Annotated in this window: 14 protein-coding genes; 8 read left to right on the top strand and 6 right to left on the bottom strand. The window is 72.7% G+C overall.

Features of this window, described 5'->3' with window-relative positions:
* Positions 1–59 precede the first annotated feature (59 nt).
* The 4 genes from ACFT2C_RS18240 to ACFT2C_RS18255 all read left to right on the top strand — a co-directional run bounded on the left by ACFT2C_RS18240 (position 60) and on the right by ACFT2C_RS18255 (position 3,541).
* Positions 60–1,475, top strand: a complete 1,416-nt coding sequence (locus tag ACFT2C_RS18240) for a CopD family protein (RefSeq protein ID WP_377208487.1) — start codon at positions 60–62, stop codon at positions 1,473–1,475.
* Between the two features lie 110 nt (positions 1,476–1,585).
* Positions 1,586–2,611, top strand: coding sequence for a fatty acid desaturase family protein (locus ACFT2C_RS18245; RefSeq protein WP_377208488.1), 1,026 nt, complete (start codon positions 1,586–1,588; stop codon positions 2,609–2,611).
* A 20-nt stretch (positions 2,612–2,631) separates the two neighbouring features.
* Positions 2,632–2,865 (top strand): ferredoxin, encoded by a 234-nt coding sequence (locus tag ACFT2C_RS18250; protein ID WP_377208489.1) that lies wholly within the window; start codon positions 2,632–2,634, stop codon positions 2,863–2,865.
* Positions 2,866–2,890: 25 nt separating this feature from the next.
* A complete protein-coding gene (locus tag ACFT2C_RS18255; RefSeq protein ID WP_377208490.1) occupies positions 2,891–3,541 on the top strand; it encodes a DUF1345 domain-containing protein in 651 nt (216 codons plus the stop codon).
* Between the two features lie 4 nt (positions 3,542–3,545).
* On the opposite strand, the gene ACFT2C_RS18260 is transcribed toward ACFT2C_RS18255, so the two are convergent.
* The 5 genes from ACFT2C_RS18260 to ACFT2C_RS18280 all read right to left on the bottom strand — a co-directional run bounded on the left by ACFT2C_RS18260 (position 3,546) and on the right by ACFT2C_RS18280 (position 9,924).
* The gene (locus ACFT2C_RS18260; protein WP_377208491.1) at positions 3,546–4,649 is read right to left on the bottom strand and encodes an NAD(P)-binding domain-containing protein; all 1,104 of its coding nucleotides are present in this window, start codon (positions 4,647–4,649) and stop codon (positions 3,546–3,548) included.
* 225 nt (positions 4,650–4,874) lie between these two features.
* On the bottom strand, positions 4,875–6,212 hold the full coding sequence (locus tag ACFT2C_RS18265; RefSeq protein WP_377208492.1) for a cytochrome P450: 1,338 nt from the start codon (positions 6,210–6,212) through the stop codon (positions 4,875–4,877).
* Between the two features lie 100 nt (positions 6,213–6,312).
* Positions 6,313–8,400 (bottom strand): glycoside hydrolase 43 family protein, encoded by a 2,088-nt coding sequence (locus tag ACFT2C_RS18270; protein WP_377208493.1) that lies wholly within the window; start codon positions 8,398–8,400, stop codon positions 6,313–6,315.
* Between the two features lie 97 nt (positions 8,401–8,497).
* Positions 8,498–8,917, bottom strand: a complete 420-nt coding sequence (locus tag ACFT2C_RS18275) for a CBS domain-containing protein (protein WP_377208494.1) — start codon at positions 8,915–8,917, stop codon at positions 8,498–8,500.
* 128 nt (positions 8,918–9,045) lie between these two features.
* Positions 9,046–9,924 (bottom strand): GNAT family N-acetyltransferase, encoded by an 879-nt coding sequence (locus ACFT2C_RS18280; protein ID WP_377208495.1) that lies wholly within the window; start codon positions 9,922–9,924, stop codon positions 9,046–9,048.
* A gap of 162 nt (positions 9,925–10,086) precedes the next feature.
* On the opposite strand from ACFT2C_RS18280, the gene ACFT2C_RS18285 reads away from it, so the two are divergent.
* Positions 10,087–11,046, top strand: coding sequence for a zinc-binding dehydrogenase (locus ACFT2C_RS18285; protein WP_377208496.1), 960 nt, complete (start codon positions 10,087–10,089; stop codon positions 11,044–11,046).
* A gap of 99 nt (positions 11,047–11,145) precedes the next feature.
* Positions 11,146–13,824, top strand: coding sequence for a LuxR C-terminal-related transcriptional regulator (locus tag ACFT2C_RS18290; protein WP_377208497.1), 2,679 nt, complete (start codon positions 11,146–11,148; stop codon positions 13,822–13,824).
* Positions 13,825–13,878: 54 nt separating this feature from the next.
* On the opposite strand, the gene ACFT2C_RS18295 is transcribed toward ACFT2C_RS18290, so the two are convergent.
* A complete protein-coding gene (locus ACFT2C_RS18295) occupies positions 13,879–14,673 on the bottom strand; it encodes a hypothetical protein (RefSeq protein ID WP_377208498.1) in 795 nt (264 codons plus the stop codon).
* A 155-nt stretch (positions 14,674–14,828) separates the two neighbouring features.
* Between ACFT2C_RS18295 and ACFT2C_RS18300 the strand changes: the two genes are divergently transcribed.
* Both ACFT2C_RS18300 and ACFT2C_RS18305 read left to right on the top strand, forming a co-directional pair.
* Complete coding sequence (locus ACFT2C_RS18300) at positions 14,829–15,302, top strand: DUF6325 family protein (RefSeq protein ID WP_377208499.1); 474 nt, start codon at positions 14,829–14,831, stop codon at positions 15,300–15,302.
* Positions 15,302–15,589, top strand: a complete 288-nt coding sequence (locus ACFT2C_RS18305; protein WP_377208500.1) for an SHOCT domain-containing protein — start codon at positions 15,302–15,304, stop codon at positions 15,587–15,589. The genes ACFT2C_RS18300 and ACFT2C_RS18305 overlap by 1 nt, the downstream gene beginning before the upstream one ends.
* Positions 15,590–15,601: the final 12 nt, after the last annotated feature.

The following is a 15,601-nucleotide window of genomic DNA, read 5'->3' on the forward strand; positions in this document are numbered from 1 at the left end:
GTGCCCGGCCCCCGCCCCCCCGCCGCCCCCCCCCACCACCCGCTCGTGAGGAGTCCTCCATGGCCCGACCCTCGGTTACGCGCGCCTCGACCCGGACGGCGGCCGGTCTGCTCGCGGCGCTCGTGCTCGCGCTGTGGTGCGCGCCGCACGCGTCCGCGCACACCAAGCTCGAGTCGACGACGCCCGCCGCCGGCTCGACGTCCGACGGCCCGGTCGACGAGGTGGCGCTGCGGTTCACGCTCCCGGTGACCACGCTCGGCGACGGCATAGTCGTCGACGGCCCGGCGGGCACGGTCGCGGCCGACGTCGCCTCTGCCGAGGGCGGCCTCGTCCTCGTCGCGACGCCGGCCGAACCGCTGGCCGCCGGCGACTACACGGTGAGCTGGACCGCCGCCGCCCAGGACGGCCACCCCCTGGAGGGCTCCTTCGGCTTCACCGTCGCCGGGGCGGACGCCGCCCCGAGCGAACCCGCCGAGCCCGGCACCGGCGAAGCGCACACCGACGGGCCGCACGGCGCCCACGACATGGGCAACATGAACGGCATGGACCACGACGCCATGGCGATGGACAGCCCCGCCGCCAACGCCGCGCAGGCCGTCGCGCGGCTGGGCAGCGCGGCGGCCCTGTGGGGCGGGCTGGTCGCCGCCGGCGCTCTGCTGTTCGGCGGCCTCGTGCTGCGCGGAGAGGACCGGGAGGACGTCCCGGTCGTGCTCCGGTCGGTCCGCTGGATGGGCCTGCTGATCCTGGTCGGCCTCGCCGTCCACGTCTCGGCCGGATCCGTGCACATGGCGGACGGCGACCTCGCCGCCGCCGTCTCGCCCCCCTCGATCGCGAGCTCGCTCAGCGCCACCACACGCTGGGCCCTGGGCCTGCAGGCCGCGGGCGCGGCGGCGATCGCGCTGGGCGCCCGGCGCACGCTGCCGGGCTCGTGGCCCGCGATCCTCGGGAGCGTGCTCGTCGCCGCCGGGCACGTGCTGGGCGGCCACAGCAACACCGCCGAGCCGCGCTGGCTCGTCGTGAGCGCCGACGTCGCCCACCTCGCGGCCGCCGCCACGTGGGTGGGCGGCGTCGTCGCGACGGGGATCGTGCTGCACAGCCGACGCCGCGACGGGCGCGCGCTCGACGCGGCGCTGATCGGCGCCCGCTTCTCCGTCGTCGCGGCCGTGTCCGTCGCCGTGGTGGGCGCCGCCGGGGTGGTGCTGGCGGTCGAGATCGTCGACCGCCCCGCACAGCTCTGGGAGAGCACGTGGGGGCTCCTCCTGCTCGCCAAGATCGGCGTCGTCGCGGTGGTCGGGGCGGTCGGGACGTACAACCACTTCCGCGTGGTCCCCCGGCTCGAGTCGCGACGGTTCCGGAGGCGCAGCGCCCGCACGGCGGGCCATCTGCTGCGGCGCAGCACCACCCGCGAGACGTCGCTGATGGCGGTGATCGTGCTGATCACTGCCTGGCTCGTCGCCGCGTCCGTCGAGGACTGAGCGCTCGCGCGGACACGGCCGCCACCCGGGCCGACATGGCACCGGCGCCTTCGCTAACATCGAAAGAGATGTTGTCGTCCCGTGAGGTGGCAATGCTGGGGAATCATTATGTGGAGACGTTTCATCAACTGACCATTGAGGCCAACGGCGCCGGCCTGATGCGCCGTCGATACGGCTTCTACTGGACGATGCTGCTGTCCTGGACGCTGGCCACGGCAGCGATCCTCGTCGGCGTGGCCGTGCTGGGCGACACCTGGTTCCAGCTCGTCCTGGCGGCCCTGCTCGGCCTGGCGATGGCGCAGCTCGCGTTCCTGGGGCACGAGGCGGCCCACCAGCAGATCTTCGTCTCGCGGGGCTGGAACGAGTGGGTGGCCCGCGTCCTCGTCGGGCTGCTCAACGGAATGAGCTATGGCTGGTGGGTGGACAAGCACAACCGCCATCACGCGAACCCGAACAAGGAGCGGAAGGATCCCGACGTCAGGGCCGGGGTGCTGTCCCTCACGCCGGACGTCACCGACCAGCGCACCGGCCTGGCCGCGAGGCTCGCCCGGTACCAGGGCTTCTACTTCCTGCCGCTGCTGTTCTTCGAGGGGTTCTCCCTGCACGTCAGCTCGTTCAGGACCATCCTCACCCGCAAGGACGTCGCGCACCGGTGGACCGAGATCCTCTTCGTCGGAATCCGGGTCCTCGGCTACCTCGCCTTCCTGTTCGTCGTTCTGCCGCCGGGAATGGCGGTCGCCTTCGCGGCCGTGCAGATCGCCGTGTTCGGGTTCCTGCTGGGCGGTGCGTTCTCCCCCAACCACATCGGGATGCCCACCGTCCCGCACGACGCCAAGATCGACTTCCTGCGCCGGCAGGTCCACATGTCGCGCAACGTCCGGGGCGGGCCGCTGGTGCACTTCTTCATGGGCGGCCTGGAGTACCAGGTGGAGCATCACCTGTTCCCGATGACGCCCCGGCCGAACCTGCCCGCGCTGCGGCGCGTGGTCCGCAGGTACTGCGCCGAGAACGACATCCCCTACACGGAGACGTCGTTCGGCGCGGCGTTCCGGACGGTCATCGCCTACCTGAACCAGGTCGGCCTGAGGCACCGCGACCCGTACACCTGCCCGCTGGTCCGCCGGTACCGCGGCTGAAGCATGGAGGACGCACGTCGATGAGGGTCACCATCAACCCGACCACCTGTGTCGCGTCGGGCAACTGCAGCCGCACGGCTCCGCACGTGTTCGCGAACCTGTACGACGACGACGGTTTCGTCAGCGTGCTCGACGAGAACCCGCCCGAGGCGGAGTGGCCCGCCGTCCGCGAGGCGGAGACCCTGTGCCCGTCAGCCACGATCCGCATCGAGGAGGACGCCGCCGGCGATTCTCCGGCCGCCGCGCCGGGCTGAGCACGGTGCTGGTTGACTGTGCGACATGACGCGGATGCGGCAGGTGAGCCGGGTGCTGGACAGCCCGCCCGGGGTACGGATCGGCGTGGCCCTGCTGGTCGGCGCGCTGCTGGGCTGGCCGCTCTCGTGGGACTCCGCGGCGGCGGCCGGGCTGGGCGGCTGGGCGGGTGCGGGGCTCGTGTTCGTGTTCTGGACCGTGCTGGTGATCGTCCCCATGGATCCCGAGGAGACCAGTGAGCACGCGGTGCGCGAGGAGCCGACGCGCGGCGTCGCGAGCCTGATCGTGCTGCTCGCCGCCCTGGCCAGCCTGGCAGGCGTCGCGGTCGCGCTCGTCGGGGGCGTGCTGGGCAACGGCGACATCACGATCGCCGCCGTCCTCGCCGCGGTGATCGTCTCCTGGGCCTGCGTGCACACCGTGTTCGCGCTGCACTACGCCCGCGCCTACTACACGGCCCCGGCCGGCGGGATCGACTTCCACCAGACCGAGCCGCCCCGGTACACCGACTTCACGTACCTGGCGATCACCGTCGGGATGAGCTTCGCCGTCTCGGACACGGACCTGGGCTCGTCCGCCATGCGCAGGCTCGCCCAGCTGCACGCCCTGCTCGCCTACCTGTTCGGCACGGTGGTCGTGGCTCTGCTGATCAACCTGGTCGCGGGGCTGGCGAACACCTGAGCGGCTACGCGACGGCGACCCGGAGCCCCCGCACCACCGCGGCCGCCGCCTCCCGGCCCGCGCGGTTGGCGCCGACCGTCGACTGCGACGGCCCGAACCCGATCAGATGGACGCGCGGCTCGGTCGCTGCCCGCGTGCCGTTCATCGCGACGCCGCCCAGCTCGTTCCGCAGGTGCAGCGGGTCGAGGTGTGCGAGGTCGGCCTTGAAGCCGGTGGCCCACAGGATCGTGTCGACCGGCGTGAACGAACCGTCCGCCTCGCGCACGCCCATGGGCTCGATGGCCCTGAACATCGGCCGGCGCTCCAGCGCGCCGCGCTCCTTGGCCGCGAGCGCGTAGGGCGTCCAGGCCAGCCCCGTGTACGACACGACGCTGCCGGTGGGCCGGCCCGCTGCGACGTCGGCCATGACCTTGGCGATGGTCTCGCGGCCGGCGGTCTCGGGCTGGAACCCGTCCTCGCGGAAGACGGGCTCCCGGCGGGTGTACCAGCGGGTGGTCGCCACGCGGGAGATCTCCTCCAGGAGCTGGAGCGCGGAGATCCCGCCGCCGACGATCGCCACGCGCTGCCCCGCGAAGTCCTCCGCCCGGACGTAGTCGCGGGTGTGGAGCTGACGCCCGACGAAGGTCTCCTGCCCCGGGTAGTGCGGCAGCACGGGGTTGGTCCACGTGCCGGTCGCGTTGATGACGGCCCGCGCGGCCCAGGAGCCGCGGTCGCTCGTCACGACGAGGTCGCCGTCCGGGTCGTCGTCGGCGCGGCGCACCGCGACCACGTGGACGGGGCGCAGGATCGGCAGCGCGAACGTCCGCTCGTAGCCCGCGAAGTAGCGCGGGACGGCGGCGCGGCTGGCCTCGGTGGCGTCGACGGCGGTCTGGGCCAGGCCGGGGAGGTCGAAGATGCCGTTGACGGTCGCCATCCGCAGCGACTCCCAGCGGTGCTGCCAGGCGCCGCCCGGCGCCGGGTTCGCGTCCAGCACGACGGAGGTGCGTTCGGCGTCCGGCTGCTCGACGGCGCTCACGAAACCCCTGCGCTGCAGGTGGTACGCCGCCGACAGGCCCGCCTGCCCGGCCCCGATCACGACCACCGTCGCCCGGCGCAGCTCCTCGTTCACACCGGGGACAACACCTGCGCACCACGGATGTTCCCGAAGGTCGGTCGAATCGATTTTTCTGCCGGCCGCCGCCGTGCGTACGCTCGTGCGCATGTCGTTCCCCACGGGCTCCGGCCCGCAGCCCGCCGACCGGCCGGCCTGCGCGCCGGCCTCCTGGTCGTGCTCCTGGCCGGGGTCCTCCAGAACCGCCGCGCCACCCGTTGAGTGCTCGGGCCCGCTGAGCGCTCAGGCGCTGCCGGCGATCCGGAAGCGCAGACCCAGATGATCGACCGTGGCCGGCAGCGGGTCGCGCGCCAGGTAGCGGCCGCGCTCGACCCGCAGGTCACGCGCGGCCAGGCGCGCGAGCAGGTGGGAGGTGACGAGCAGGACGACGTTGCGCCCGGGACATGCGACCGGCCCGCCGCTGAACGGGACCAGCCCCCAGTCGGCGTCGTTGCGGCCGTCCAGCCACGCCTCGGGGACGAACGCGTCGGCATGCTCCAGGCGCTCCCGGTCGCGGTGGAAGAACGAGCTCACGATCACAAACCCGGTTCCGGTCGGCAAGGCCCGCTCCCCCCAGGGCGTGGGTCCGGTCGAGTCCCGCAGCACGGCGAACGTCGTCGGCCACAGGCGTACGGACTCCAGCACACAGGCCCGCGCGTAGGGCAGGAGGGCCGGGCCCCGGCCCGCCGTCTGCCAGGGTGACGGGCCGGCCGGGCCCGCCTCCGCGAGCAGCCGTTCGCGCACCTCGGGGCGCGACGCGACCACGGCGAGCGCACGCAGCGTCACCGCGCTGGCGGCGTCGAACGCGAACAGCCAGTGCGGCACCTGGCCCACCGCAGTGGCCGGTCCGCAGTCATGGGCCGCGGCGGCGAGCGATCCCGGCTCAGGAGCCAGCAGGTAGGACCCGATCCGGGCCTCCAGGTCCTCGCGCAGGGCCGGGCGCCTCGGGCGCAGCCACGACCAGTTCGCGTCCCGGCGCAGCGCCCCGAGGAGCTCTACGAGGTCGCGGTCCCTGCCGGCCTTCGGACCGAGCACCACCTCCAGCACGATGCCCCACCAGACGTCGGCGAAGCTCTCGGCGTCGAGCCGGCCGGTCGAGTCGAGCTGCCGGGTCAGCTCCACCACGCCGCGCTGCACGGCGTCGACGAACGCGGCGCCTTCGTCGTGCACGGCCTGGCCCATCTGCAGCGCGGTCTCGTTGAACGGCCTGCGGTGCCAGCGTTCGGCGGTGGACGAGATGAGTACGCCCTCGGGCTGGAAGTGCGCGAGGGCGCCGCGCTTCTCCTTCGTGGCGGGCGTGAACGGCTCGGGCGACTCCTCGAGCAGGCGGCGCACGTCGTCGGGCTCCGTGACCACGACGAGGCGCCGCGTCCCGAACCGCAGCACCAGCGGGGCCCCGCCGTGGCGCTCGCGGAGCCCGGTCAGGACGGCGCGGGCCGCGCGGTCGGTCTGGTGCCGCTCGGCCCAGGCCGTGACGCGCGGACGGCGGACGATCGCCCCCTGGGCGACCAGCGGGGCGAGCACCCTGCCCATGACGCGCGCGGACTCGGGGGCGGTCAGGTCGACCGGCGTCCGGGTCATCGCGTCTCCTCGTCGCACTCCCCCCTCGGTGGGGCCGACGGTGGGCGGCTTCACCGACACATCCACCATGCCTCGGCGGCTCACCGCTCGCATGCGGTGCCTAGCTGCCGCTCACCGGCCCGCCAGGCTCCGCCAGGACGTCCAGCCGAGCCAGCTGAAGGCTCAGGGCGCGCGCCGGCGCATCGACCTGGTTCTGCGTGCCGAAGCCACGCCCTCGCGCGGCCTCCGCCTTCTGCAGCTCCACCCGCATCGCGCGCCAGGCGTCCGCCGGGTAGTCGTGCCGGTCGAGCTGCTGCGCACGGACGATCGCGGCGTCGAGCAGGCCGGTGTCGATCGCGGCGCCGTCGGCCGTGAGGGTGTCGCTGAGCAGGTAGTGGTCGAAGTCCACGTGTCCACCCGCCTCCAGCGTGGAGTAGGCGAAGAGGCCGAACCGGTGGCCCATGAAATGGGACAGGGCGCCGTCGCGCCGGAGCGGGCCGACCGGCTCGCCGAGCGGTCCCCACCGCCGGCCGTCCAGGCTGTAGCGGAACTGCACCCAGCCCTGACCCGCTGTCGACACGAAGTCGGCGTCGACCTTGATGTGCACCTCGGTGGCGTCGGCCAGATCGACCTCGGTCCCGGGCACGAACGCCTCGACCGCCGCCTGGTCGATCGACGCGTCGAACGGCTGCAGGCGCCGCACCACGCCGAGCGTGTTCCTGCCGTCGACCCGCTTGACCGCGGCGTAGGCGAAGTCGCGGTTGTAGGCGGCCAGCCCAGCGACGTCGCCGTCGTTCATCCCGGACACGTCGAGCCGGGTCTCCGCGGACGACGTCGGACCGAACACCCGCTGGCTCAGCGTGTTCCGGGCCTCCTCGAACCAGGTCAGCGCGTCGCGGGCCGCGAGCTTCTCGTACACGTAGTCGCCGGTCACGACGTGGCCCGTCGTCAGGCGCAGCCAGCCGCGGCGGTCCGTGAGGGACCAGTAGCGGTTGTCCGGGGCGTGGTTCCACTGCCAGACCGGGTCCAGCCGGGAGCCGTTGAACGCTACGGCGGCCTCGCTCACGTGCTCCGAGCTGTCGTCGGGCGGTTCGGGGATGTCCCACTCCTCGTCCAGGTGAGCCAGGTGAGCGTCGTTGTCGAAGTCGTCGGAGGCGACGATGCTCTTCTGCCGCTCGAGCCGTTCCTGCGCCGGGCTCAGCCGGATGGGTTTGGCGAACGTGTCCCCGACCTCGACCACGCCGTCGTCGGCGAAGACCGGCCAGCCGTCGGTCCACTCGGCGGGGATGAGCGCGGGGATGCGCCCGACGGGGAAGGTGTCGCGGAAGAACATGCCGTGCCAGTCGGTGCCGCCGGCCTGGCGCGCGACCGGCACCAGGCTGCCCTGGGCGAACCCGTCCGAGTCCAGGACGACGCGGGCCTCGTAAGGGTTGCTGCCGTCGGCCGTGGCATGCCGGCCGAGCAGCTCGTCCGCGCGGAAGAGCACCACCTGACGCCCGCCACGGCCGAAGTGCCACGCGATGGTCGCGATGTAGTAGACGCCGTCGATCCGGTAGGCCTGGGCGCCCTCGAACAGGCCGCCTGTCCAGGAGGCACCGGGGTAGTCGTCCTGGTCCAGGATGTTCGGGAAGTCCTCGACGGCGCGGGTCAGGTCGTCGGAGAGCCGGACGGCGCCGATCGAGCCCGAGCCGTAGATCACGTACGGCGTGCCGCCGTCTCCGTCGTCGAAGAAGAGCGACGGGTCGTGCAGCCGGCGGCCCAGATCGGTCCGCGTCCAGGTCCCGCTCTCGATGTCGTCGGTGGAGTAGAGGTACGCGCCGCCCAGGTCGTTCGTGTTGAACAGCACGTAGAAGGTGCCGGCGTGGTACCGCAACGACGAGGCCCACTGGCCCTGCCCGTAGGAGCTGCGGCCGTTGCGCAGCGCGAACGCGTCGGCCAGGGTCGGCCGGCCGAAGACGTAGCTGACGATCTCCCAGCTGACCAGGTCGTACGACCGCATGATCGGTGCGCCCGGGCTCAGGTGCATGGTCGTGCTGATCATGTAATAGACGTCGCGCCCCTCGCCGCTCTCGGCGGCGGGGACGCGCTCGACGGCGACGTCGGGCACGTCGGCGCCGAACAACGGAACGTCGTAGGTGCCGTCGCGATTGTCGGCCGACGTGTACCCGCGAAGGTCAGGCGGCGGGGCGGCGCTCACGATGCCGGCCATGGCGCGGCTCCCTTGCACGAGTGCGGTCCGGGTCGGGCGACTTTAACGTTAAATGCCCGCGGCCGACAAGATCCGCCTGACCCGCACCGCCCTTCACTCAGTCGTTCGGCTCCGCCTCGGAGATGTCCGCCAGCGCCGACGTCGGATCCCGCTCGACGGCGAGGTCGCCGATCGAGACGATCCCCACGACCCTGTCGCCGTCGAGCACCGGAATCCGGCGGACGGCGGCGGCGCGCATCGCCTCGACCGCCGTCTCGACGGGGAGGCCGGGCCCGACCGTGACGATGTCCTCGCTCGCCACCTCGCCGACCATCGCCTCGAGTCCTAGACCCTCGGCCAGGCCGCGGACCACGAGGTCCCGGTCCGTGACGATCCCGATGGTCGTGTGCCCGGCCTGGACGACAAGCGCGCCCACGTCCTGCGCGGCCATCATCTGCGCCGCGGTCTGGAGCGTGTCGGACATGCCGATCGTGGACGGCGCAGGGGTCATCACATCGGCAACTGTCTGCTGGACCATGGAGCGCTCCTTCCCTCGGTGCGACTCCCCCGAGGTGGCTTGCCTCGGCAGGGCCGATGGCGACTGCCTCGCCGACACCTCCACCGTGCCGCGCCGGGGTGCCGCTCGCATCCTGTCGCGGGTTCCGCTCAGACCAGAGGCTTCTCGAAGAACACCTCCGCGTACGGGTTGTCCCGGCTGTACGGCTCGATCTCGCGGTAGCCGGCCCGCCCGTACATGGCGATCGCCTCGGTCAGGGCCCGGTTGGTGTCCAGCACGGCCCGCGCGTAGCCGAGCCGGCGCGCCTCGTCCTCCAGGCGCCGCAGGAGCCGCGCGCCCAGGCCCGCGCCCCGCCAGTCCGGCGCCACCCACATGCGCTTGATCTCGCCCGTCGAGTCGTCGAGGCGACGCACTCCGCCGCAGGCGACCGGGGCGCCGTCGCTGGTCGCCACCAGGAACGCGCCGCCCGGCGCGCGGAGCGCGTCGGCGCCGTCGTCCCGCGGCTCGGGCGCGAACCCGCCGGGGAAGCGCCGGCCGAGCTCGGCGTAGTACTCCCCCAGCGCCGTCCTGGCCGCGTCGCTCACGGGGTCCACCACGCGCAGGTGCACGGTCGCCGCACGGATCAGCAGGTCAGCGGTGCCGAGCGCCTCGTCCAGCCGGGCGCGCTGCCGCTCGGTGAGCGGTTCGAGCAGCCCGCGCGCCTTGCGTTCGGAGCGCTCGTCCAGCTCGCGGTAGGCGGTCTGTCCGACGGCGGTGAGCGTCACGAGCCGACGGCGCCGGTCGGCCGGGTCGGGACGCACGTCGACGAGCCCGTCGTCGGCCAGCCGGGACAGGAGCCGGGTGAGGTAGCCCGAGTCGAGGTCGAGCCGCTCTCGCAGGTCCCGCACCGCGGCGCCGTCGGGCCCTACCTCGAAGAGGAGGCGCGACGCACCGAGCGGCCGGCCGGTGCCGAGAAACGACTCGTCCAGCGCACCGATGCGCTGGGTGTAGCTGCGGTTGAAGCGGCGGACCGTGTCGACGAGGGTCATATCTCTGACTTTAGTCAGAGATCCTTCGGAGCGGTAGTTCCGACTTCGGCATGTGATGTGGGGCAACGGGTCAGTCGTCGCTCTCACTTCCCGTAAACGGACGCCCCCGTCCGTTAGCGTCGCCACGGTTGAGCAATCCTGATGACGCAACGGAGATCAATGATGCGAGCAGTGACGATCGAGCGGTTCGGCGACCCGAGCGGCATGGTGGTGACCGACGTCCCCGTGCCGAACCCCGGGCCCGGTCAGCTGGTGATCGAGACCGAGGCGATGGGTGTGGGCGGCGTCGATGCGGTGATCCGTCGCGGGACGATCAGCGGATACGGCTTCACGACCGGGCTGATCCCCGGCAGCGAGGTCGCCGGCACCGTGACGGCAGTCGGCGCGGACGTCGACCACTCATGGACAGGGCGCCGGGTATGGGCGTTCACGCGCACCGGCGGGTACGCCGAGCAGGCGCTCGCGCAGGTGGGCGACGTCGTCGCGCTGACCGACGGGCTGTCGTCGATCGACGCGGTGACGTTCGGGAGCTCGGCCCCCGTCGCTCACTTCGCCCTGGCCCACGCGCACTTCACGTCGGCGGAGTCGGTGCTCGTGCGCGGCGCCGCGGGGAGCATCGGCATCGCGGCCGTGGAGCTCGCGACCCGTGGCGGCGCCAGCGCGGTTGGGGTGACGACGTCGTCGGTCCAGCGCGGCGACAGGCTCCGTGACCTCGGGGCGACCCACGTGCTCGACCGCGCCGGCAGCGGTGACCCGGACGCCCCGGCGTCCTTTGACGTGATCATCGACATCGTCGGCGGACCGGATACCTCCGAGTTCATCGACCGGCTCGCGCCGAACGGGCGCCTGGTCGTTGTCGGTGCGGTCGCCGGGATGCCGCCCGCCGATTTCGGCAAGCGGCTCATCAGCGCCTTCCAGCAGTCTCGCTCCGTCGCGACGTTCAGCCTCGACACCATTCCCACGCCGGCCAGAGACGCCGTCCGGGCCGAACTGTTCGCCGCCGCGGGGCGTGGTGAGCTGCACGCGGTCGTGCACGACATCCTGCCGCTGGGCCAGGCCGCCGAAGCACACCGTCAGATGGACGCCGGGACGGTGTTCGGGCGGATCGTGCTCGTGCCTTGACCGTGTGCCGGGCCCCGAGGGTGGGTGATGTCTGGCCCGGACCAGCGAAGTACGTCAGGCGGACCTACTCTGCAAAGAGGTAGACCGTGTGGAGGGCACATGACGCACTCACTCAGCGGGGACGTGCTCATGGACCGCGCCGGCTCACCAGGCCGGCTCCACGGTCCCCTGGCGACGGTTTACCGGGCGAAGCTGCGCCCCGCCGTCAACCCCGAGTATCTCGTACGGCGCCTCCGGCTCATCGAGCTGCTGGACACGATGGTCAAGGCGCCGCTCACGCTCGTCGCCGCGCCCGCCGGCTCGGGCAAGACAGCACTGCTCAGGGACTGGGTCACCTGGACGGAGCTGCCCCACGCGTGGCTGACCGTCGACGAGTCGGACCGGGACCCCGCCCAGCTGTGGCTGAGCATCCTCGCCGCGCTCGACGGGATCGCCCCGGGGTGTGCCGAGCCCGTCGGCGACCTGATCCGACGGCGACAGCCGCTGGTCGACGCCCTGGGGTCCCTGCTCGACGACCTCGAGTCCCGGCCGTACGACCCGCGCGTCCTCGTGATCGACGACCTCGAGGTGGTCGGGGAGGCCGCGGAGACCGCGCAGCTGGCCACGTTCGTCCAGCGCCTCCCCCGCTGGCTGCACCTCGTCATGGCAAGCCGACACGTACCGTGGCTCCCGGTCGACCGGCTCCGGGCCCGCGGGACGCTCCGCGAGGTCCGCTTTCCCGAGCTGCGGTTCTCGTTCGACGAGGCGACCGAGATGCTGTCCCGCCTGGCCCCGGCGCTACCAGCGCGACAGGTCGCCAGGGCCGCACGGCACGCGGATGGCTGGGCCGCCAGCATCCAGCTGGCCGCACTGGCGGCGCGGTCCGCGGACGCCCGGGCACCTCGCGACGCCCCGCGGCACGGCGACGCCGGACGGAGCCTCCGCGACTACGTCTGGCACGAGGTGCTGAGCGGCGAGCCCGCCGACATCGTGGACGTCCTGGTCTCGGTGTCCGTCGTGGACCGGGCCGAGCCGGGCCTCGCGCGCACCCTGGCCGGCCGCGCCGACGCCCCCGAGCTGCTCGAGCTGGCCGAGGAACGCGGGCTGTTCGCCACCCGCGTGGATCCGTCGGGGGCCTACGAGACACACGCCCTGGTCCGGGAAGCCCTGCTGGCCGAGCTGCGCCGCCGGGATCCGGGGCACGTGACCGAGCTCCACCGGCGTGCCGCCCGCTGGTACGAGAGCGCGGGGCAACCGGTCGCCGCGATCGAGCACCTGCTGCACGCGGGCGAGGACCGTGCTGCGCTGCGGTTGCTGGCCTCGTGCGTCCCGCAGCTCTACGACGGCGGGCGCGACGCCACGGTCCGGCGCATTCTCGCCGCGATCCCCCTGAACGCCTCCACCGGCGACGCCGCCGCGACGGTCGACCTCGCCTGGTGTCAGCTCTTCACCGACCGGAGCGCCTTCGTCCAGACCATGGACACCCTGGCAGACCTGGCCGACACGGCGGCCGAGCTCGAGCCGTGGCTGCTCGCGCGGCTCGAGATGCTGCGCGCGGTCTCGGCGACCATCTCCGGCGACTGGAGCGCGGGGGCCCGGTCGGCCCGGTCGGCTCTCTCCACGATCGGCGACCAGTGGTCGACCGATCCCCTGTGCGGGTTCGGATGGAACGTGCTGGCCCGCGAGATCGCACTCACCGAGCGGTGGGACGATGCCGGTCCTGAGGTACGCGAGGCGGCCCGCTCGCTCAGTGCCGCGCCCGAACGACGGATCGCCTTCGAGGCCACCCGGGCCTTGGGGACGGCACTGGCGGGGCGCCCGGTCGATGCCCTGCGCCTGGTGCACAGCACCCTGCAGGCCTCCGAGGCGGCGCACCTGACGACGGCGCGGACCGAGCTCATGGCCGCCGAGGCGCTCGCCAACCGCGAGATCGGCGAGCAGTCGGCCGCGCTCCCCCTCCTGTCGCGCCTGATCGAGACGTCGTGCGAGCCCGTTCCGCACTGCCGGCTGCTCGCGCACCTGGAGCTGGCCCAGTCGTCTGTCGACGCCGGAGACACCAAAGCCGCCGATCGGGCGTTCGGTGATGCCATCGAGATCACGGACACCGAGCTCAGTGGTCGTGGCAGTCGCACCCTGCTGGCCCGCACCGGCACCCTCCTGGCCCTGGCCGACAGCCGACCGGACGACGCCCGGCGGTGGGCGGCCGAGATCGACGACCCGTTCTGGGGCGGCGTCGAGACCGCACAGGTGCTCGTCGCCGATGGTGACGTCGAGGGAGCACGCGCCCTGCTGCACGAGGCCACCCCGCGCTGCGTGCGGCACCACGTGATCCTCGGCCTGCTGGTGAGCCGCACGACCCCCGATGCGGACGAGGCCGAGGGAGCGCTCCTGCACGCCGTGCGGCTCGCCTCCACGCACGGCCTCGTGCAGACCCTGGCGTCCCAGGGCACCGAGACCCTGGAGTCGATCGAAGGACTGGCCTGGCAGGTGTCGAAGGACTGGCTGGACCGGCTCCGCCGCCTCCCGCTCTCCGGAGCGCCCCCCTGCCGGACTCCCCCTGTCGAGCTCGTCGAGTCCCTCACCGACCGGCAGCTGGGGATCCTGCGGATGCTACCGAGCCGGCTCACCCTGCGGGAGGTCGCCGACGAGCTGTTCATCTCGGTGAACACGCTCAAGTTCCACCTCAAGGTGATCTACCGCAAGCTGGGCTGCGGATCGCGGGCGGAGGCGGCCGACATGGCCCGGGCCCTGATGAGCCAGCGCCGCAACGGCCGCCCGTCGAACGGCTGGCGCCGATGAGCCCGGCCCGGGCGTGGGAGGAACCGGGACCATGACACCGGACGCCGTGAAGCATCACCCCTCGTCGTGCGCAGCGTCGCCGGCCGTCCGTTCGCTCTCCGGTACCGTCAGCGCGGCGAGCGCGGACCGGGTCTTCGTCTCCTGCGGGGCACCCAGGTCGAGCCCTTTCCCTGCGAGCAGCGCCTTCGTCTCCGCGGCGGCCTGGAACGCCTCTTCGGGGGGTGCCTTCGTGGACAGCTCGAGGATCCGGGAGCCGTCCGGCAGCACCCATAGCTCTGCGACCATGCGTCGCCGGTACCCCTTCACCCGGAACCGGGTCTTGAGCAGGTTGATCGGGCCGAGGACGACGAGGTCGTCAGGTCCGACGCCGTCCGGCAAACGCTCGTCCAGCAGCGTCCGCTGGTCGTCGTCGAGCAGGCCGCGGACGCCGCGGGTGCCGATCATCAGCTTGCGCACCAGGCGATCGGGAGCCTCGACGGTCAGCGAGCAGGAGCAGGTGTAGCCGGCCGGTGACGCGTCGAGCTCGACCTTGAACCCCTGGTGGTCGCGGAAACCCTTGGGGACCTCGGCCGGCATCGCCGGCCGGAGCTTGACCGCCAGGTCGCCGGGTTTGTGCTGGGTCCGCCGGGCGCGCAGCACCACCCCGGCCGACGAGAGCCGCAGGTCTGGGGTGTCGACGAACACGACCTGGCGCAGGACCGCGTCCAGCGGGTCAATGCCCAGCAGCCGCACGGCGGAGCGCTGGAAGTCGTCGGGGACGGTGAGCTTGAGCTCGACCGAGTCCACGTCGGGCAGGATCGCGAGCATGCCGGCGAGCTGCTCAGCGTCGTAGGTCGGGATGGCGGACATGGCGGGCATGGTGGCCTCCGGGAGTCGGTCTCTCGATCATGCCCCGGGGCCGGGTGGCTCGGGTCCACCCGTGTCCGGGTGGGTCGCAACCACCCCCGGCGCTGCCAGTCTGGGAGCGAGACCGTGTATCCCGCCCACCACCGCAGGAGGCCCCGATGACCGACCTCGACGTCGGCCCCATCGACTACCTAGCCCTCGAGTTCCCGGGCGGCAGGCTGCAGGGCAAGGGCCTCGCGGCGCTGATCGACCTCGTGGAACGCGGGATCATCCGGATCCTCGACCTCAGGGTCGCGATGCGAACCGAGGCCGGCGACACCGTGGGCGTCGCGCTCACCGATCTCGACAACGACGGCGAGCTGGACCTCGCCGTATTCGAGGGCGCGGTGTCCGGGCTGCTCGACGACGACGACCTCGACGCGACTGCCGCCTTGGCGGCCCCGGGCAACGCGGTCGGCATCATCGTGTACGAGAACACTTGGGCCGGCCCGTTCGTGACGGCGATGCGGGATGTCGGAGCGCAGGTGATCGCCGGCGGCCGGATCCCGGTCACGGACGTGATCGCGGTCCTCGACGCCCTGGAGGCCGAGCAACTGGCCGGGGACACGCAGCAGACGGAAAGGACGACGTGATGGGACTCCTCCGAGGCGTGGCACGCACCGCGGTCGTCGCGGGCACCGCCACCGCGGTGTCGAACCGGGTCTCCCGGCGGCAGGCCAACCGCTGGGCCGCGCAGGACCCCTACGCGCAGCAGGACTATGCGCCACCTCCACCGCAACCAGCCGCGCCGCCGGCTCCTGCCCCGTCGGCGACCGACGACATGTACGCCCAGCTCGAACGGCTCGGTCGCCTGCGGGACGACGGCGTGCTCACCGACGCCGAGTTCAGCGCGCAGAAGGCAAAGCTCCTCGCCGGCTGACGCGACCCAGCA

Source organism: Promicromonospora sp. NPDC057138 (assembly GCF_042670845.1).
GTDB lineage: Bacteria > Actinomycetota > Actinomycetes > Actinomycetales > Cellulomonadaceae > Promicromonospora.